The sequence below is a fragment of the Ruegeria sp. AF7 genome, assembly GCF_056541885.1.
This window is the reverse complement of the sequence record NZ_JBQFYX010000030.1, coordinates 1-17,882: the sequence shown is the minus strand read 5'-3', so window position 1 is coordinate 17,882 and position 17,882 is coordinate 1. Positions and strand designations below refer to the sequence as shown.

17 protein-coding genes are annotated in these 17,882 nt (G+C 54.1%); 5 read left to right on the top strand and 12 right to left on the bottom strand.

Annotated features, from left to right (window positions below; translation table 11 throughout):
* The first annotated feature begins 324 nt into the window (after nucleotides 1-324).
* The 3 genes from ACR0AP_RS20340 to ACR0AP_RS20330 are packed head-to-tail and all read left to right on the top strand — an operon-like array spanning nucleotide 325 to nucleotide 2,012.
* Entirely contained in the window at nucleotides 325-717 is a 393-nt protein-coding gene (locus tag ACR0AP_RS20340; RefSeq protein WP_480509042.1) for a COG4315 family predicted lipoprotein, read from the top strand.
* A 6-nt stretch (nucleotides 718-723) separates the two neighbouring features.
* Nucleotides 724-1,269, top strand: coding sequence for an RNA polymerase sigma factor (locus ACR0AP_RS20335; RefSeq protein ID WP_480509040.1), 546 nt, complete (start codon nucleotides 724-726; stop codon nucleotides 1,267-1,269).
* Entirely contained in the window at nucleotides 1,266-2,012 is a 747-nt protein-coding gene (locus ACR0AP_RS20330; RefSeq protein WP_480509038.1) for an anti-sigma factor family protein, read from the top strand. The genes ACR0AP_RS20335 and ACR0AP_RS20330 overlap by 4 nt, the downstream gene beginning before the upstream one ends.
* A 55-nt stretch (nucleotides 2,013-2,067) precedes the next feature.
* Here the strand turns inward: ACR0AP_RS20330 and ACR0AP_RS20325 are convergent, their stop codons facing one another.
* The 12 genes from ACR0AP_RS20325 to ACR0AP_RS20270 all read right to left on the bottom strand — a co-directional run bounded on the left by ACR0AP_RS20325 (nucleotide 2,068) and on the right by ACR0AP_RS20270 (nucleotide 16,201).
* A complete protein-coding gene (locus tag ACR0AP_RS20325; RefSeq protein ID WP_480509036.1) occupies nucleotides 2,068-4,008 on the bottom strand; it encodes a vWA domain-containing protein in 1,941 nt (646 codons plus the stop codon).
* 13 nt (nucleotides 4,009-4,021) lie between these two features.
* Nucleotides 4,022-5,353, bottom strand: a complete 1,332-nt coding sequence (locus tag ACR0AP_RS20320; RefSeq protein ID WP_480509034.1) for a serine/threonine-protein kinase — start codon at nucleotides 5,351-5,353, stop codon at nucleotides 4,022-4,024.
* 286 nt (nucleotides 5,354-5,639) lie between these two features.
* On the bottom strand, nucleotides 5,640-7,274 hold the full coding sequence (locus ACR0AP_RS20315) for a formylglycine-generating enzyme family protein (RefSeq protein WP_480509032.1): 1,635 nt from the start codon (nucleotides 7,272-7,274) through the stop codon (nucleotides 5,640-5,642).
* Complete coding sequence (locus tag ACR0AP_RS20310) at nucleotides 7,267-8,457, bottom strand: ABC transporter permease family protein (RefSeq protein WP_480509030.1); 1,191 nt, start codon at nucleotides 8,455-8,457, stop codon at nucleotides 7,267-7,269. Before ACR0AP_RS20310 ends, ACR0AP_RS20315 begins: the two co-directional genes overlap by 8 nt.
* Nucleotides 8,457-9,188 (bottom strand): ATP-binding cassette domain-containing protein, encoded by a 732-nt coding sequence (locus tag ACR0AP_RS20305; RefSeq protein WP_480509028.1) that lies wholly within the window; start codon nucleotides 9,186-9,188, stop codon nucleotides 8,457-8,459. The genes ACR0AP_RS20310 and ACR0AP_RS20305 overlap by 1 nt, the downstream gene beginning before the upstream one ends.
* Nucleotides 9,169-10,368: a trypsin-like peptidase domain-containing protein gene (locus ACR0AP_RS20300; protein ID WP_480509026.1), complete on the bottom strand. Its 1,200-nt coding sequence runs from the start codon at nucleotides 10,366-10,368 to the stop codon at nucleotides 9,169-9,171. The genes ACR0AP_RS20305 and ACR0AP_RS20300 overlap by 20 nt, the downstream gene beginning before the upstream one ends.
* A gap of 59 nt (nucleotides 10,369-10,427) precedes the next feature.
* Nucleotides 10,428-11,522: a serine/threonine protein kinase gene (locus tag ACR0AP_RS20295; protein WP_480509024.1), complete on the bottom strand. Its 1,095-nt coding sequence runs from the start codon at nucleotides 11,520-11,522 to the stop codon at nucleotides 10,428-10,430.
* An 8-nt stretch (nucleotides 11,523-11,530) separates the two neighbouring features.
* Nucleotides 11,531-12,721 carry a PP2C family protein-serine/threonine phosphatase gene (locus ACR0AP_RS20290; protein WP_480509022.1) on the bottom strand — a complete coding sequence of 397 codons (1,191 nt, stop codon included), beginning with the start codon at nucleotides 12,719-12,721 and terminating at the stop codon, nucleotides 11,531-11,533.
* Nucleotides 12,722-12,726: 5 nt separating this feature from the next.
* Nucleotides 12,727-13,341, bottom strand: coding sequence for an FHA domain-containing protein (locus ACR0AP_RS20285; RefSeq protein WP_480509020.1), 615 nt, complete (start codon nucleotides 13,339-13,341; stop codon nucleotides 12,727-12,729).
* A gap of 35 nt (nucleotides 13,342-13,376) precedes the next feature.
* Nucleotides 13,377-14,894 (bottom strand): FHA domain-containing protein, encoded by a 1,518-nt coding sequence (locus ACR0AP_RS20280; protein WP_480509018.1) that lies wholly within the window; start codon nucleotides 14,892-14,894, stop codon nucleotides 13,377-13,379.
* A gap of 76 nt (nucleotides 14,895-14,970) precedes the next feature.
* On the bottom strand, nucleotides 14,971-15,438 hold the full coding sequence (locus ACR0AP_RS20275) for a hypothetical protein (protein WP_480509015.1): 468 nt from the start codon (nucleotides 15,436-15,438) through the stop codon (nucleotides 14,971-14,973).
* A 58-nt stretch (nucleotides 15,439-15,496) separates the two neighbouring features.
* A complete protein-coding gene (locus ACR0AP_RS20270; protein WP_480509013.1) occupies nucleotides 15,497-16,201 on the bottom strand; it encodes a hypothetical protein in 705 nt (234 codons plus the stop codon).
* Between the two features lie 178 nt (nucleotides 16,202-16,379).
* Here ACR0AP_RS20270 and ACR0AP_RS20265 point away from each other — a divergent pair, with 178 nt between their 5' ends.
* Nucleotides 16,380-16,931 carry a hypothetical protein gene (locus ACR0AP_RS20265; RefSeq protein ID WP_480509011.1) on the top strand — a complete coding sequence of 184 codons (552 nt, stop codon included), beginning with the start codon at nucleotides 16,380-16,382 and terminating at the stop codon, nucleotides 16,929-16,931.
* Complete coding sequence (locus ACR0AP_RS20260; protein WP_480509009.1) at nucleotides 16,928-17,671, top strand: FHA domain-containing protein; 744 nt, start codon at nucleotides 16,928-16,930, stop codon at nucleotides 17,669-17,671. Before ACR0AP_RS20265 ends, ACR0AP_RS20260 begins: the two co-directional genes overlap by 4 nt.
* Nucleotides 17,672-17,882: the final 211 nt, after the last annotated feature.

The following is a 17,882-nucleotide window of genomic DNA, read 5'->3' as shown; positions in this document are numbered from 1 at the left end:
CTTGAGCTACGCAAGGGCTCCGCTCAGCAGGCCTTGACCGCAACCTAATCACAAGAAAGAAACAGGAACGGATTCTACATCCAAACGGCCCGGATCAAGGGGCTGGGTCACTGTCCTAGCACACGCAATCCGCTCGTCTGCGCTTTCGTTTCGAAAGAGCTATGATTGCTGTACCGAAACTTGAATACCCATACTTCGGACACTGACAGCAGGTGAAACACGCTGCACGCAAAAAGTTTTTTTTTGGGTAGGGGAATTTTTTCCAATCGCCTTCGTAATTGTATTGTCTGTCATCCGGCAGACCTGAAACAGTCGGAGAATCCAATGTCCCTCAAATCCCTCATTTTTGCTGGCATCGCGCTAGCTGCGACTACAACTGGTTCTTTTGCGGATGGTCACACCGGTGCGCCAGCCGTAACCGGTGAGCTCAACGGAGAAACCTTCCTTATGGATGCGAACAAGATGACGCTCTATACCTTTGACAAGGACGAGACAGGTGTTTCGAATTGCTATGATGACTGTGCCGCCAAATGGCCACCGCTGATGGGTGATGCCAACATGGAGCTGAAAAAAGGCTACAGCCTGATCGAACGCAAGGATGGCAGCTTTCAGGTCGCCTACAAAGGAAAGCCGCTTTATCTATGGTTCAAAGACGAAAATCCTGGGGACATGACAGGGGACGGTGTAAAAGGTGTTTGGCATATCGCACGACCCTGAACCTTGGTGCCGGGGGAAGGTTTCCTCCCCCGGCTTACGTACATGCTTCAGTCATTTGAAAACCAGCTTGAAAACTGCCTCCCCGATCTGTGGCGTTATGCCTGGTCGCTGACCCGTGATCGTGATGCGGCGGATGATCTGGTGCAGGATTGTGTTGAACGCGCCCTGCGCAAACGATTGCTTTGGCTTCCGGGGCGGCCGTTGAAACCATGGCTCACTAAAATATTGTTAAACCTCTATCGGGACAGGTGGCGTCGAGAAACCAAATTCAACACTGTCGATCTCGATAACATTTCAACACTGGCAGCTACGACAAGCACGGCCGAAGAACGGTTGGAAATCAAGGCAGTCTGGAAGGCGCTGGATTCTGTTCCCCAAGATCAGCGAGAGGCCCTTCTTTCTGTAGTGATTGGTGGGCTAAGTTATGACGAAGCGGCCACAACTTTGTCCATTCCAAAGGGTACGCTAATGTCGCGGATATCGCGCGCGCGTACTAAAATCAAATCTGAAATGGACGCTTCGGCCGCCGTGAAGATCAGGAGCGTGAAATGACGCACACCCCATCCATCGAAGACTTGGTTCAACGTAGCATAGACGGTGAGTTGTCACCGGAAGAGAGCGAACGCCTTGACCGTCACCTTGCCCGACACCCGGACGATGCAGCGCGTTTTCGTGCAATGCAGCGTCAAACAGACCTGATAGACAAGGCGGTCCCTGTTCCTTCTGCGGCACATCTTCGAGGTCTGCAAAAACAGGCCACGCTACCCTCGCCAGTCTCTTTCAGGCTGGTTGCTTCGGTTGCGGTTTTTGCTGTTGGTTTTGGTTTGGGATCTTATTTGGAACCTTGGAACAGTCGGACAACCGACGATCTGGCATTGTTTTCGCAACACGCAAAAGCGGCGCATTCTTTATTCGCCGTTGAAGTTCTACACCCTGTGGAAGTTGCCGTGGACGAAAAGGATCACTTGCAAACCTGGCTCTCCAATCGTCTGGGCTCTGCCATTATCGCGCCACAACTTGGGGAAACCGGGTTTTCCCTGATTGGAGGACGCCTTCTGCCCGCAGGAGACCAAGCCTCAGCTTTATTTATGTACGAGAATGTTGAAGGTGATCGGTTGAGTTTGATGGCCACACATGGCGACACAACTCAAACCCAATCATTTCGGTTTCGACAAGAGGACGGATATCTTGTCGTCTTCTGGCAGGACGGGCCCTGGCAGTATACGTTGGTCGGGGACCAGAAACGTGACCCGATGGAGCACATCGCCCGCTTGGCGCATGGTCAAATGATCTAGAGACCGCTTTCGACGGCTTGGCTCGCGCGGAAGATTTGCGACAACACCTTTGGGGTTATGGCAAATCATCTAACAACATCGGGTACAGCAAGTTTCCTGCCTGCGGCCCGGCCCCGAGGTAATCAACCCATTGATCGGTCGACTCGTTGTACCGCCGGTACCGTTCGATCTTGTCATATAGCCCGTTGACGATGGTTTGCTGTTCTGAAATCGGAAGGCGCACCCAATCATCTTCAGTAATAGTCATGATCTGAGACTTATAGGGCAGGTCAGACAGGTATTCGTCCAACGCCACTGCTTCGGCAAGGCTGGGGTCTGACTGGCGTGATACCTGATCAGGTCTGCGGCTCATGTCTGCGGCAACTCCCAGAACCTGTGCAAAGAACTGATCAGGGTTCACGACGTTCCGCTCGGCCTGGTCGACAATGATCCGCAATGCTTCTTCCAGGTTACTCAGATCTGCCTTCGAAATGAGCAACCTTATGGACAAAGGTTTCAATCCGGGTCGATCAAAATCACGGTCCGCCACAAAGGCTTCAAACAAGTCGGGCGCGCGCGCGCCTTCTGTTTTTCCAAGATAGGCCAATTGCATTGTCCGGCTTGCTGTACTCAGACCGGAGAACCTGTTGTCACCCTCGTCTGTGATGGCATCTTCGTCCAGAATCTCATCGCCGCCGCTGCGACGATAAGAAGACGTATGCTTGGCCACGATCCCACCCAATGTGCGTGCCGTTTCCTTGTAGACGTCTGGGTTGCCGTTCTCGATCGGGAAATACAGAGGCGCAGAATTCGGAAAGGCGGTCAGTTGCTTATATGCCGCTTCTGCCGAAGGGTGGTCTTTGGCACCTCGCGCGGTACGCAGATGCATGACGGCCATCGCACCGCCTATGCGCTCACGGATAATCCGGTTCAGACTTTCGGCGCTCAGCCCCGTGGAAGAGTACTGATCATCGAATTCGCGCGGACCTGCATCTGTAACCAGTACGATAAACCGTCCCCCAAAGTCGCTCCAGTCCATGTCTTCCAATGCGTATTCAATACCGCGATAGCTGTCTTCGCGAAAATTCTTACTGCTGGATTCCGCTTCTTGCATCTGATCGATGCCACTCAGGAAGTTGTCAACGTTAAGGCCCTGCTGAAGATCCACGAATGTCCGAACGTCATACCCAAGGCCCGGAGCTGCCTCGAGGCTGTCGCGATAGCCAACAAGCCCGAAACTGATCGCGTCTGCTGCCGCTGATCCTGCGGCCTCTCGATAAACCTCCTGCAGTGCTGCACGGGTGGCGCGGATATACGGCTCCATCGAAATCGTAGTGTCCACGACAAAGACCACTGCTGTTTTTAAGTCGCCCGAATTCTGACTACCCGATGGCGCCGGACGGTTCGGGGCGTTGGCACTGGCAACGGCCACTTGCAGCAAATTTACGAACGGTCCGATGTCGAACACAGCCTCTTCCGTTGCCAGGATTGGCATTACATAAAGGTTTTGACGCTGATCAATCGTTTCGCGCGGGCCCAAGGCGATCACGCTTTCTGACGGTTCGCCGCCCTGCTCAGCTGCCAGCGCTTCATCTCTGGCGTTTTTTGCAAGACCGGCGGGGTTTTCGCTTTCGATGATGTCATAGATCGGGTCGATATCATTGAAAAACAAAACGCGCCCGACATTGTCGCTGCCTTCCAACGTGGCAACAATGTTCTGATTCCAGGGAATAGCCGCCCCTTCCGGAATCCACATAAGGTCGTTGCCTTGATCGCTCGCGCCAATCTGAATCCAGTCGGCGTCACGAGCATAGACAAAAAACACCTGTAATGGAGAGAGAGACGCCGCGGAGCTTTCGCTGTCTGGCTCGGGCTTCGCGTCGATCCGCTCACGGATCAGAACCCTTTGATACAGGCTTTCTTTGCCTTCGATTGGAAGCGGAGATCTTGATTGCGCCGTAGCCGGACCGACCATAGAGGCCAACAAGGCAACTAGGGAAATAACTCGTATCAACATCTTCTTCACCTCCTCACTCAGCCAATCGATCCAAAGCCTGACGCGCCGGGTCCGACCCAAGATCAGCTGCGCGCTGATAATAACGCCGTGCTGCCGACGGGTCAGGGCGCGGGAAAGGCGATGTAACGGTGCTGTGCGTTTTAGGATCATACATCTCAGCAATCAGGATATTGGCTGATGCCCGATCCTGTTGGGACAACTCCTGATCGTTGCTGATCGCAATCAGCGCGCCCAAAGCGGCATCCAGATTCTGTGCCCCGCCCACAGCCAAGAGGTCTCGTGCGGCTGTCAGTGGGTTATCGGCAGCAACGGCCTCCTGCGCAATCCCGACAGACTCATTGACCTTGGCTGACGAACCACCAGCTCCTGACAGAAAATACCATGCACCTCCAGCAATTGCGATCAGAGCGACGATACCCGCCGCAATCAAAGGTAGTTTGCTGCCCCCACCCTGGTCGGGCGCGGCAGTCGGCTGACGGGGTACAGCCGCCGAAGTCGGTGCTGCCTTGGCACCGCTCATTGCTGTGCGAAACAAGCCAGGCAGGTCACTGGGACGGTCTTTGGGGTTGGCTTTCAGCAGGTGTTCCAAAACAGATTTCAGACCGGGCGCAACCTTTGGATCGGTTATCTTGATGTCCACCTTTCGGTCTTCAACCGCGGCAAAACCTTTACCTTCACCTGGCAACTCGAGCCCGGTCGTACGCATCAACACAAGACCCAGTGCGTAGGCATCGGTCGCGGCTGAAACATTATTGCCAAACAAACCCAACTGTTCAGGAGCGCAATAGCGCAGCTTGCCTGCGAAACTGTCGCCGATAATCGATTTGTCGGTTCCGATGCTGTCAGAGGCCAAACCGAAATCTATGAATTTCGCTTGATTAATGTCTTCATGCGAGATCATCACATTGTCGGGTGCAACATCTCGATGAACGATGCCAAGTTTATGGATTGCCTCCAGTCCCTGCGCCAGTCGCAACCCCAATTTTAGAACGTCATCGGACGAAAGTCGCGCGCCCTTTTTCAGATAGTGTGACAGAGGATGACCCGGTACAAATTCCATGACCAGAAACAAGCGCCCGTCCTTATCCAGCATGGAGGTTTCGAACCGGACCACCGCCTCGCTACGGACAGTTCGCAGCAAATTCGCTTCGCGCCGGAACAGATCAACCGCTTTTTGGTTCTTGGCAAAGCTAGGTGTCATTACTTTGATTGCCACTTCGTGACCGCTGGCCCGGTTCAAACCCCGGAATGTGGCACCCATACCACCTTCACCCAACAGAGACTTGATCTCGTAGGTATCCTGAAGGACGCTGCCGGGTCGAAGCCCAAGTACAGAATGTTCCATAGCTTATGTTACCTCCGGCTCTTCAAACTGATCGCGCTGTGTTTGGAAAAGGTGCGGATATCCATGATTTGAAAACAGATGCCAGCAAAAACAAGCGAAGCGGTAATCCCGAACACCACAGTCAGAAAGGCTGCAATGATGGTCGTTGTATCCGGCCCCAGCGGAGATAGCCGCAACATCGTAATTGCTGTGAAACAGAAAAAGACAATGGATAGACAAGTCGTTATCCAGACCAGTACTTCAAGCGATTTGTTCAATACATCCCGCATAGTTCAACCTTTCCAATTCATTCTTCGACAAACGACAAAGCAACTGCCTGAAAGTCGTTCGCAATCTGATCCAAATCCGAATAGCCAGCTACGCTTCGCGCACCGATATGATCCTGAACCATAGCAAGGCAAGTCGCGCGCTCGCGACCCCGCTCTGCTTCTGTCGGATAGATGAAATCGATCTGCTTGCGCAGCAAAACAGGTGAATACTGATCGACCAACCCTTCGATCAGGTTGGCATATTCGACAATATCAGCCTTGGCCTTGGCCTCAAGTTCGGCCAGCTTGGCCGCAGCGTCCTCTTTGGCAGCAAGCACTTCGTCAAGGAAAGACTGGTCCCCGCTTGCCCGCGCTTCCGCCTCCAGCGCATCCAGCTCAGGTGCAATTGTCAGTGATGAAATCAGCGCATTTAGATAACGTCGAATGCCCTGCCCGCAGACAAGTACACCCGAGGTCAGGATAAGGCGGATCGACTGGTCGCGTTGCGCGTTACGTTCCACACGCCCCCTGTTCAAGGTATCCTTGATCACCGCCAATTGAGTTTTGGTCCGATCCGACAACGTCTCGGCCGATATCTCATCCAGAAGGTCCATCGCCTCTTGTTCGCTGGCCGCTACAGCAAGACCTTCGTCCGGGCGTGCCAATTGGTCCAGTCCATCTTTCAGAGCCTGGTCCTGATCAGCCGAAGTAATGGCCAAGCCCTGCAACACAAGACGTGTGCCGGTAAACCGGTCCGCTGAAGAGGTATTGGACAAAATGTCAAACGGCGGCACTTCGAACCGGGTCGAAGAAGTGATGTCCGCCAAGGGTGTGCGTGCATCACCCCCCCGTTTCACAAACCCTCCGGCCTGTCCGTGCAATCGCCCGTGACGGACCAAAGCAAATGGATCGCCAACGATTTCGGCCGCATTGCCCAGCATGTCATGCAGACCCAAAGGGTTGGGGCGCAACGAACCTATAACCTGTAATTTACCGCCCGCCGACGCTGTTCCACCATGTGCTATGAATTCGTCCTGCGGCGTCCCTTCCGGAATCGGGGGCAAGGGCGCCCGGAACAGAGCTTGATCAACGGCCAACCCACCGCGGGCAGAGTATTCCCACTCTTCTTCAGTCGGCAATCGCAGATACCCACGTGTTTCACCGACACGCGGTAACGTATCCGGGGCGTTCTGCATCAACCATAGCGTATAGGCCTCAGCAAAGCGCTGATAGTCGAGCTTTGATTGGGCGACTGCAGGAACAAACTCGCGTCGGCGGGGTTCCTTTTCGGAACATTGACCAGCCATGACCACATCCCATTGTGCCTGCGCCAGCTCGTATTTGGCCATGTAGAAGTAGCCCTTGGCCGCACCATCTTCATCCGCGAACGCACCAGATACAAACGCCCGGCGCAAACCGTTCAGATAGGGCTGCTCACTTCCTTCCTGACCAAGTACAACCGAAACATCGCCAATCACGCCGTCAGTATTAGGAGTTGCGATCTTTCGAAACGTCATCGCTCCGCCGCACGGCATTGGCAGGGTCAAATCTCCCTCGGCGGGTTGTGGATTAAAATATTTCTCGCGCCAAGTGATGTCCTGCGCCTGTGCGGTCGAAGTCAAGCTGAAAAGGCCGATCAGAGTGGCAATCATACTCCGAGGAAGTCTAGGCATGGGTCAAAACCTCCTGTGGTTCAACATTGCGAACGGCAAATACCGCCCAGGCCGCTGCCGTGACAGCTGTCACAGCGCCCAGACCCAGAGTGGCCAGAATGTCACCGGGGTAAAGGCGCGCAATGGCCTCTCCGGGCGCCGTTTCGAAGCTGGCATTGATGGCAAGCAGAAAAGGCAGGATGATAACCAAGGTCGCAATCACACCACCCAGCACAAGCGTCAGGCTTTGCACAACGGGAATGACGCACCGCTGACGATCGGGCATCGTCAACATGGAAAACAAACTGAAGATGACGCGTTGACGCTCGACCATACCACGAAGGTTGGCTGACATTGCAGCCCAAAACCCGAACATCGCCAATGCCGCTACGGCCGCGAAAAGGATGTTTAAATTCCGGCGAAATGACAGCAACAGCGCTGCGTTTTCAGCCCTTGGACGAGATTGCAATCCGATATCCGCCAAATAAGCGGAAAGGGTTGCGATATCTTCGAGCGATCTGGCATACAGGCGATAGCTGGCAAAGCTGTCAGGTTCCGGAACCGGGTCCGTCCAGTTACCAGGTGTCGCGGACAGGTCATCCCGGAACCGCTCAACTGCCAGCAAGTCGGGAACCGACAGGAAGATTGCGGGCCGCGGCCAGATCTCAGGCGAAAGCACACCGATAACCGTCAGGTCGCGCCGCGCGTTCTCGCGCTGCCCGTCGACCTCGCGCCCGATAATCATGTCCAGTGTATCACCTGCGGAAACCGAAAGATCACTTGCCAGCGTGTCTGATATCCAGATCCGGCCGGGACCGACGGCCTCGCCCTTGACCAAGGGGTCACCCGCAGATGACGGGATCAATGGCACCGCCCGCTCCAGTTTCCGCTGCGCCTCATTCCGAACAGCGTTTGCGGATGTGTTGATTGAGCGTGTTGCGGGAACAACAAAACCTACATCTTGCCGCGCACTCAAACCTGCAAAAAAGGCAGCATCATGCTGCCCCGCGCCGATGGCCAGGATTTCACGGTTCGACGGATCTTCGATCAGACGCCCGACCATTGTGCCGATGACCCCATTCTTGAGCGCAAGTATGATCAGCAGAGGTCCAAGAACACCAGCCAAGGCAGCGACAAAACACAAAGCCGATTGCCAGTCGTGCTTTAACTCTCTGAGGGCCAGTTTGGTTGGTATCTTCAACATCATGCCACCTTGGCCGCTACACGACCCGCTGTGGAAAAGATGGAATAGGACTGCCCCTGATGATCCAGAAGCCGATGATCAGCCCGAGGCGTTTGCGCAAACTCACCGGTCTGCGCCTGATGGCTGGCCAACACGACAGCGGACCCGGCCTCTGCCGCAAGATGCACGATCAAGCCCTCCACCTCGGCGACATTCGCGGGATCCAGTGCCGACACCGGCTCATCCAGCAGCAACAGGGCCGGTCGTCCCAACAAAGCCCGCGCAACGGATACTCGCTGTCGTTGGCCGACAGATAACTGACCCGGCTTTCGCGCCCCATAGTCACCCAATCCCATCGACCGGATCAGATGGTCCTGCCATTCTGCATCGGGTTCCTGACCCGCAACGCGCACGGGCAGTTCGATGTTTTCGAGCAATGTCAGATATGGAACCAGTGTGTTTGTTTGAAGTACAAATCCCAGCTTGTCCGGCCCCGCAAAATCCGCACGAGGCGTATCCGGCGTCACCGTAACGCCAGCTATCTCGTGGTGCGTATCCGGCAATGCAGTCAACGGAAGCGCCCCCGCGATCAACCCCAGAGCGGTACTTTTACCCGCCCCGCTGACAGCATCCAGAACAATGGTCTCACCTGCCCTCAGGTCCAGTTCTTCGATCACAACAAAGAAACCCGGCGCTCGTTCTATACCAAGGTTCCGGATTGACAGGACGGTATCAGGGTCGTTTGAGGACAAGCGCTATCCCTCCCAGTTCAACCCTCGACGTGGTGTTGATCTGCACCGGCTCATTTGGCTTGAGGCGCCGCCCGTCAACCTTGGTCCCATTCGAAGACCCAAGATCTGTCAGCATCATTTTACGCCCTTGCAGAGAGAGGCTTGCATGACGGCGGCTCAAATTGCGATCAGTGACTGTCAGTGTGTTCTCGCTGGCACGCCCGATGGTGACACCGGATTGCAGCTGCCGAGCACTGAACTGCGCAGAATGACCCGCCATGCCCACGGCAAGAATAGACCGCCCAGAGGATTTGGAAGACGCAGCCGACCGCTCGGGTTTGAAATCAGCCTTACCGCGACTGCGCGAGACGACATAGTACATCCCACCGATCACCACAGCGCCTCCACCGCACAATACAGCAAGGATGATCAGAAGGTTGCTGTCTGACGTACCACCGGAAACGACAGTTGGATTGTCAGGATCACAACCTGCCTTGTGACGCGTGAACGGGACATTGCTGTCTTGCAGGAAACCGGCGATGGAATTGGCGGATGGTGCAAAGAACGTGCCGTTAGCAGGAGTTTCACCATCCGAATTCAACATGACACCGGCGGTGTTGATCCCCAAAACCGAACCGCAGAAATCGATCATCGGCCCGCCGGAGTTTCCGGGGTTGATTGCTGCAGTGTGCTGAACAATTTCTTGCGTACCACGATTCCGCTGCGTTTTTCCGGGTGAAACTTTGCTGACAGCCCCTTGTGTCAATGTGGTCTCAAAAAAGGCCAGCTCGTTTCCGCTGTCATTGGATACGTCTGAAGTGCCAGGAAAACCGACTGCGGCAACCTGCTCGCCTTTGTTGATTGTCCCAACACGCACCGCCAGGACGTTGGGTTTGTGATCAAAGGATTCCTGCGGTGTGATCTTCAGGATCGCCATGTCCTTTTCAAAGGAATCGTATGCAACCTGAACGCCGTATTTGTAAATCCGGTCGCCTTTCTTGAAGCCAACAAACGCGCTGACGCCACCTTCGATCACGTGGTGATTGGTCAGAAAATAATACCCGCCTCCACCCGGCAAAGGCGCAAGCACAAAGCCAGACCCGGTTCCCCATCCGCCATCGTATTGGACAACCACACGCCCAACCGCACCATCAGCCACCCTAACGACTTCGGATTGGATCTGCGCGCATGCAGCTGACACGCCGAAAGCAGCTGACCAAACAACTGAGAAAAACAATGCACGAAGGGCGATCACAACATTCACATCAAAGTTCCATACGCAATTACGGCCACAGCAACGACCAGAATAAACATCAACACCATTAGCGATGCCTTATACCCAGCACGTCCACCGCGCTTATGTTGAGGCGTTCGACCGTCCTGTGGTCGCTTGAGTTTCGGGTCAGGCGGTTCAGGTTTCTCGACAGGGTGACGCAAATCGATACCTGAAATCCGGGCATAGTCTCGCGCAGCCTGAATTCGGTCTCGGGGCAACAGCTGACACCCCATGTCGATCGCATTGAGCAGAACGTCATCATATTGGGCCTGCACACGGTTGCGGATCAGATTCTGACGCACGGGCACATAAGGATCACGACCAGTGGCCCGCTTGTCTTTCCAGCGTTCTTCCGCATTTGGCGGCAGGCTTTGCGACACCATTTCGTAAAGAATAACGGACAATGCGAACAGATCGCTCCACGGTCCTTCGTGAACTCCGCCTGCCAACCCGGTTTTTTCGGGCGGAAACTGCTCGATCGCGGCGTATTTCCGTGTGAACATAGAGGCCAACCCGCTGGACTTGCCCATCAGTCGCGCTGCTCCGAAGTCAATCAGGATCGGCTGCCCATCCTTTCGGATCATGACATTCGCAGGCTTCATGTCGCGATGTACTATCCCAACCTTGTGAACCGCATCCAATGCACCAAGCATTGATTGGAGAAACTTTTTTACGAGGTCCTGAGGTACGGAGCCACGTGCCTCGATCATACGGGTCATCATCCGGTCCAACGGATCGCCGTGGATGTATTCCATCACGCAATAGGCTGTACCATGCTTGCGAAAAGCTGCCCGAACACGCATCAATCCCTGCTGCTGCGGGAGATCGCGCAACATGTTAGCTTCCTGTAAAAACGCCTCGAGCCCCATGTGAAAAAGCTGACGCCCTTCGCTTGTAGGAACGACTGCGTTCTTGGGCCCGCGATTGGCGTAATCCGCCGGGAAGTACTCCTTGATTGCAAATCTTTCGCCCGATTCCCGGTTGCGCGATTGATATGTGATGCCAAAACCCCCTTGCCCAAGCACGTCCCCCAGGACATAGCCGGCAAAGGTTTCTCCCCTTGGCAAATGAGCGGACACGGGCGGCGCTACTCCTGAACTACTGAATCAATGGACGGCTTCTCATCCTGATTGGTCACATCCTCAGTGGGTTGGTCACCAGACGCTTCAGGCGCGTCTGACGGAAGGGTTTCTTCACCAGACGCTTCCGGATCAGCCCCCGGTTCCTGAGTTTCCGATTCCTCGGGGGCGGGGCTATCACCACCTTCAACAGGTGTTTCCGGTGAAACTGGATCGGTGACCGAGCTGTCTCCGATACTGCGTTCTTCCTGTTCTGCAGGAACGGGCTCGGGCTTTGGCGCCGGATCAGTCTCCGCTGCCTTCTTGTCACCGAAACTCAGCGCACCAATAGTGGCCCCAATGGCTAAAGCCCCAAGTCCGATTGCAATATACTTCAGTGTTTTCTTTCGATTGTCAGCGGGTGTGAACGCCCACTGGCTGCCCCGCAACATGCTGCTCATGCCTTCCTGAACATGAGCATAAACCACAACAGTCGTATTATCCTGTTTCGGTTTGCCTTTCGCCTCGACGGCATTCAGCAGATCCGAGGCCACACCACGCATGTCGCGACTTTTACCGCTTTGCAACACGCCGGTGATCTCGGCTTGCGACAACGTATCAAGCCCGTCAGAACATACCAGTACGACATCACCGGGTTTCAGGTTGATCGCGTTGATATCCGTCAGTGAAATCCGATCTCCCATCAAGGCAGAGCGCAGTGCGTTGCGACGCGGATGGTTGTCAGCCTCGTCCTGAGTGATTTGACCAGACGCAACCATCTGCAAAAGCTCGCCGTAAAGCGAGTGATCAGCGTTGAGCTTTTTCAGCCGCCCGTCGCGTAACAGAAACAAGCTGCTGTCGCCGACAGACAGCCAGACCAAACGGTCACCCAGTTTCAGGGCGGCAACAAGTGTACACCCCATGCCCTTGAGATCGGGTTGGCTGCCAATCTTGTGACGCAGAGCTTCATTGGCCGCGGTCAATGACTCCTGCAACCGGTCTCGAGGACGAGGGGCGTTCGAGCCTTCGATGAAATGGGATTTGAAGGTTGACAACGCCATGTTCGCGGCCACTTCGCCACCAGCGTGCCCCCCCATCCCGTCGGCGACCAGCATGAGGATATCTGATTTGGGGTCACGTTCATTCTGGAATACGATGTCAAACGCATCTTCCTGGTTCTCGCGCTGGCCCAGGCTTTGCTTGCCGCTGATAATTGTCATCTGAATCAGTCTTCAGAGGATTGGGCCAGTTCCGACCAGTCAAAATCCTCGTTACAAAAAGCAACAAAACGCACATGAGTCTGCTTGGACAATTCGATCAAGGCATAGTTCTCAAGCGGCATTGTCGTGGCGACAATCTGCCCGTTGATCCGACTGATATTGCGGCCTGTTCCAGGGGCTGCAAAAAATACGCGATTGGCGTCGTCAAAAATAATACGCAGATGATCCTTACCAGAAATCAACTTATCACCAAAATCCAGTGACACACGCTCTCCTCCCTCGCGTCCCAGCGTGTTCATGCCGGAACCCAGGTTTACAGACTGTCCCAGCCCGGGGCCTTTCACCACGACCAACCATCCTGTAATGGGATCAATCATTGGATCAAATTCGGCTTTCCCGGAAAAGTTCTTGGACATACCTCCGTGGTAGATCTGCGTCTTGTCAGATTCTACATATTCGGTCGGGGCTTCGCTGTAGGATGACCCACCAATTGCATGTGTCGGTTCATTGTTCGAAGGGGCAAGGCTTTCAGTAAAACCGTCATCTCCTTCTATATCCAGATCGTTCAGCTCTTCGTCATCTTTATCGAACAACCAGCTAGTCTTGTTATCGTTACCCATTTTCATCACCTTTCCTGTTCAGATGATCCAGCGGATTAACCGCGGATCAGTTTCAGGCGTACGGGCCCAAGGCCCACAGTGTCACCTACATTTATTCTTTGCGCGCCTTTGATCTTGCGATCATTGACCAGCGTCCCATTCAGACTGTCCAGATCACTGAGTGTGAACTTGCCATCCATCGATCCGCTCAGTTCAGCATGAACACGGGACACGCCACTATCGGGAACGACCACGGCGTTAGTGCTGCTGCGACCCAAGGTCGAACGCCCGGCGGGCACCGGAAACCGATGGCCATTGTCAACACGCACAAGAAAGGCAACCGGAGGCGGTACATGCGCAGCCGTCGGTGCTGCGTCGCGGTTCGGCACTTCCTCAGCATTCGGAATATCACCTAGTTCGATCTCTTCCAGGTCATCATCTGAACCGGAGCCCCCGCGACGCATCAGCAAAAACGCCAGCAAAAGTACCAGCAAAGCCAGAACACCGGCACCGACATAGACATACAAAGCCGGCAAGCCGAAAATCAGAGTTTCATCCACTTCCGGTTCAGCCGGTTCATCCGTTTGCGTTGCCGCTACATTGACAGGCTGAAACTCTGCCGAGTAGCTCTTGGTCTGTGTCTGACCCGGTTGACCAACAACAGGTTCGATCATGTCGATCGTGATACGCGCTGGCGCCGCATCGCCTACGGGCACGATCAGGCCGGAACCCTTGACCGAATTTCCATAAGTTCGAATGAAGCTTGAAACTACCGTGTTTGCTGTTTGTTGGTTCTGAAGAAACACTTCTTCCATTAGACCCTGTTGAGGATCTGTCAGGCGTTTCAAAACATCGATGCCGCGCGTAGTACGGGCATTCCCCTGTGCCCGCCAGAACATCCCAAGAGCTGAGACAGACACTCCTGCCTTTTCTGCAGCCTCTGAAATCTCTTCAACAGTGGCCAACCCTTCCTCGTCGCCGTCGGTGATCAGGATCAGGTTCTTCAACAGCACATCGTCCTGCTCGCTAAGCAATTCGATCGCCCGGGTCGAGTTTGCAACAAGGCGCGTGTTCTGTTCTTTGATCTCAAGAGATTTGACCACGTCTTCCGCGCGCGCGCGGCTGGTGGAGAATGGCGAGAGTTCGACAATATCGTTGCCGAAACCGTAGATCGCAACTTTCTCATCCGGCGGCAGGTTCGTCACTACGCGCGATATTAGGTCCCGTTCACGGCTCCAGCTGCGCACCCTGCCACTGCGATCCCCGACAGAAAGGTCAATCAGAACCATAGTAGCAGACAGGGTCAGGTTACCGGGCAATTCGTCGACATCTTTGACGAACTCGAAATCAGCTTGCGTATCACCAAGGGATCGAAAGCTCATACCGCCGCGTTCGTTGCCTGACGGCACCCGCACCAGACAGCTGTCTTCCGGCGCAGGTTTTTCCGGTGCGCAATCCAGAATGGCAAGCCCAGTCGAAGGCGCACGCGTCTTACCGTCCTGCGCCTGTGCTGAGCCTGCAAAAACCAATGCAGCCGCAACCGCAAAAAATGTGCGTGATATTCCGTAGGTCACGATCCCAAGACCCCCCTCAGGCAAGTTGTCCCGGTCGTCGCATGCGTCGACAAGCGCCGACCTGGCGTGTTTCTTATCAGATCGACAGCGCGCGATAGGCTGACTTAATCCGGTTCAGTTCGTTCCGAACAACAGACGGATCGGCACCACTTGACACGTCCCGTTCGACGGCTCCCAGTTGATTGTCCAAAGCCTGAACTTGCTGCAGTTTCACCGGGTCCGAAGCTGACGCTGCGCGGGCTTTGGCCCCTTGGGCTTTGACTTCCGCAATCTGCTGACGCAACGCGTTGATCTCGCTTTGATTGGCGTTGCGCTGCGACGCTAGCTGAGCGTTTCGCTGTTCAGCCGCCTTGTTCTGAGCAAGAATGGCATCCGCCTGTGCCTTATTCTGCGCAATCTGGCGATCGTATTCCCCGGAATTCAGGTTAGCAATATTGTCGAAAAGTGTCGCAGTGGTCGGGTCCGTAGATCCTGTACATCCCGCGAGGGCGATCAATGAGACCAGCGTTACCGGTTTTGAGAAACGAAATAGATCAGAGGTCATGGTACACACTTACTATTGGAAAACTCACGTCCGGTAGCGAACGCGAGTCAAAGAAACTTTAAAGAAGATTAATGGATGCCCGCGTCCGCGCCAGACGATTTTTGTTGCTGACGGCAGCATTCGTGGCTCCACCCAGACCAGGCTGGCCTTTGCTCGAAGCCGCGCGCAACTCGGAAATCGTTCCGTCCATGTTCTTTTCGCTGCGCTTTAGCTCATTCGAAACAACTTGGCGGTTTGACTTGATTGCCTTGACGCGTGTGTTGTACGCCGATTGAGAAACCTGGCCGCCATCCAGTTGACGACGCAGGGACTTCAGTTCCGCGTTTTGCGATGCCAGAACCGAGCGCAGGTTTGCTTCTACCGAATTCAGTTGCTTACTGACGTTGGACAGATTGGCCAAAACAGCCTTGCTGTTGACGATTTCAACATTTTTGGCTGCCGCTTTTTTGCCGACCTGATTGCCGCCTACACCGCCGATCAGGCCACCTGCTGCTGCACCAGCGGCACAATCGCTGCCACTGCCACCCAGCAACAATCCGATCCCACAACCAACGACTGCGCCAGCCAAGGCACCCTGAATGGTATTGTTGACGATGATATCTTTTGAGACCTGATCCAGGCTTCGAACCTGCTTTTCAAGTTGCTTTTCCTGCTGCGTCTTGCCAGCGACTGCCGATGACGACGCTGATTGAATTGTTTCTTCTGTACAGGCTGAAAGTAGAAGAGAAAAAATTGCAAAAATAGAAATTGCTACTGAACGCATCAACAAACTCCGTACTCATATTTTTCTTCGTAGTTGATTATGAAGTCACATACTTTTTATTTTCAATCAACGATTCGCATATGTGCAAGTGAAGAACGCTATAATCGTGTCATGTTACAATAATCGTGTCACGTCCCAGAACACGTGAATTCCTTATTTATCAAGTTCGAGAATTTCAATGAAATTACCCTTTGATATCAGAGACAAACTCTCACTCGCAAATGATATTTTTACATTCCTTGGGCACCTCGGTGCCGGAGTTGGCGCATTTCTTGCGTTTCTCGGTATTACTTCCAATTTGACAAACAATACGTCCAGTATTGTGTTCAATGTTCAGGTTTCTTCACTGTCACTACCTGTCCGCCTGACATTACTAGTTTTGGTCGCTGCGGCATTGGGATGGGGATTGGGTGCACTTGTCGGAAAGCTAAGTCAGCAAAGAAATGAGTCTCTTGGCTTTGCAGCTTATGTCGTCGCGCTTTTGTGGGGCGGCCTTATGGTGGGGGCCGCTGACTGGCTTTCTATTGCGCCCCACCAACAGGTCTTGCCGGAAATCTTGTTATTCACTGTCGGAGGAACGGGTCTTGCTCTGTGGGTCGCCGGATTCCATTTTCAAAGCGCTGGTGCAGGTGGGAGACGAGCACTGCGGATCAGGTGCGACGCGCTGTTCCTATTCTCGATCGGCGCGGCCCTTTTTATGGTGCTTACTTTGTTGGGGGCACGGACATGAAGCTCGGTGGACCTCTGGATTCAAAAAACGCCGCCCGCCTGCTGAGCGCCGCCGCTGTCTTAGATTTTATGTTTCTGGGTTTTGTATTGGTCACTTTGGAACCTGTGTTGCGTCAGGAACTACGGTTGGGAAATACCGGACTGGCCTTGCCGGCGGGGCTTTATCTGATCCTTGTCCTTAGCTACTGGTTGATCTGCGAAGGTTTTCTTGGTGGACACAGCCTGGGACGATATGCCTTACGTCTGAATATGCGCGACAAGCGCGGCAATCCGGTATCTCATATGCGGCGCTCTACCCGCGCGTTGAAAAAGATCATGTCGTTTGGCTTAACCGGAGCGAATCCGAACGTCGCATCCCGATATGACAGGGCAGCCGATGTGACATGGTACAGCCCGATGGCTCCCCGCGCCTTAGCCTTTTGGCAACTGCTTGTTCTGAACGGCCCGGATCGCGGCAAGTTGGTCGAATTTCGCAATGTTAAAGGCTTGTCTAACTCACATCAGATCAAAATCGGACGTGACAAGAACTGGGCTGATCTTGCGCTTTCTCGCAGCGAAAGAACTTCGGGTCAGCATTGTGTGCTACGCGTAGAAAAAACGGGCGATCTTTTTATTCGCGATATGGGTTCAACGAACGGAACCTGGACAGGTGGACGGCGTGTCGGTCCTGAAAAATGGGTACCGTTGGCCGCGGATGGTCGGTTCCGTGTAGGAAATGTCCAGATTGCCACGGTCCGGTGACCAGTTCCAACGTACCGCGGGTTTTAGCATAGTTTGTTAACTACAAATGCACGGCAAGTAGTTCTGCTGGTTAGTTCCCTAAATTTGACTTTAGTACTGATTAGCAACTGTATTTCTCAGGGGGTCTGAGCCGACCAGTTTTGCCGAGATTTGAGGAGTGCGTTCGCGATTGTGACGAGCTTTCTAGCGACTGCTGTGATGATGACTTTGT

What these genes read in the sequence shown, in the direction of transcription:
- ACR0AP_RS20340 (WP_480509042.1), top strand. Translation starts at nt 325, where the DNA reads ATGTCCCTCAAATCCCTCATTTTTGCTGGCATCGCGCTAGCTGCGACT.
- ACR0AP_RS20330 (WP_480509038.1), top strand. Translation starts at nt 1,266, where the DNA reads ATGACGCACACCCCATCCATCGAAGACTTGGTTCAACGTAGCATAGAC.
- ACR0AP_RS20325 (WP_480509036.1), bottom strand. Translation starts at nt 4,008, where the DNA reads ATGTTGATACGAGTTATTTCCCTAGTTGCCTTGTTGGCCTCTATGGTC.
- ACR0AP_RS20320 (WP_480509034.1), bottom strand. Translation starts at nt 5,353, where the DNA reads ATGGAACATTCTGTACTTGGGCTTCGACCCGGCAGCGTCCTTCAGGAT.
- ACR0AP_RS20315 (WP_480509032.1), bottom strand. Translation starts at nt 7,274, where the DNA reads ATGCCTAGACTTCCTCGGAGTATGATTGCCACTCTGATCGGCCTTTTC.
- ACR0AP_RS20310 (WP_480509030.1), bottom strand. Translation starts at nt 8,457, where the DNA reads ATGTTGAAGATACCAACCAAACTGGCCCTCAGAGAGTTAAAGCACGAC.
- ACR0AP_RS20290 (WP_480509022.1), bottom strand. Translation starts at nt 12,721, where the DNA reads ATGACAATTATCAGCGGCAAGCAAAGCCTGGGCCAGCGCGAGAACCAG.
- ACR0AP_RS20285 (WP_480509020.1), bottom strand. Translation starts at nt 13,341, where the DNA reads ATGGGTAACGATAACAAGACTAGCTGGTTGTTCGATAAAGATGACGAA.
- ACR0AP_RS20275 (WP_480509015.1), bottom strand. Translation starts at nt 15,438, where the DNA reads ATGACCTCTGATCTATTTCGTTTCTCAAAACCGGTAACGCTGGTCTCA.
- ACR0AP_RS20270 (WP_480509013.1), bottom strand. Translation starts at nt 16,201, where the DNA reads ATGCGTTCAGTAGCAATTTCTATTTTTGCAATTTTTTCTCTTCTACTT.
- ACR0AP_RS20265 (WP_480509011.1), top strand. Translation starts at nt 16,380, where the DNA reads ATGAAATTACCCTTTGATATCAGAGACAAACTCTCACTCGCAAATGAT.
- ACR0AP_RS20260 (WP_480509009.1), top strand. Translation starts at nt 16,928, where the DNA reads ATGAAGCTCGGTGGACCTCTGGATTCAAAAAACGCCGCCCGCCTGCTG.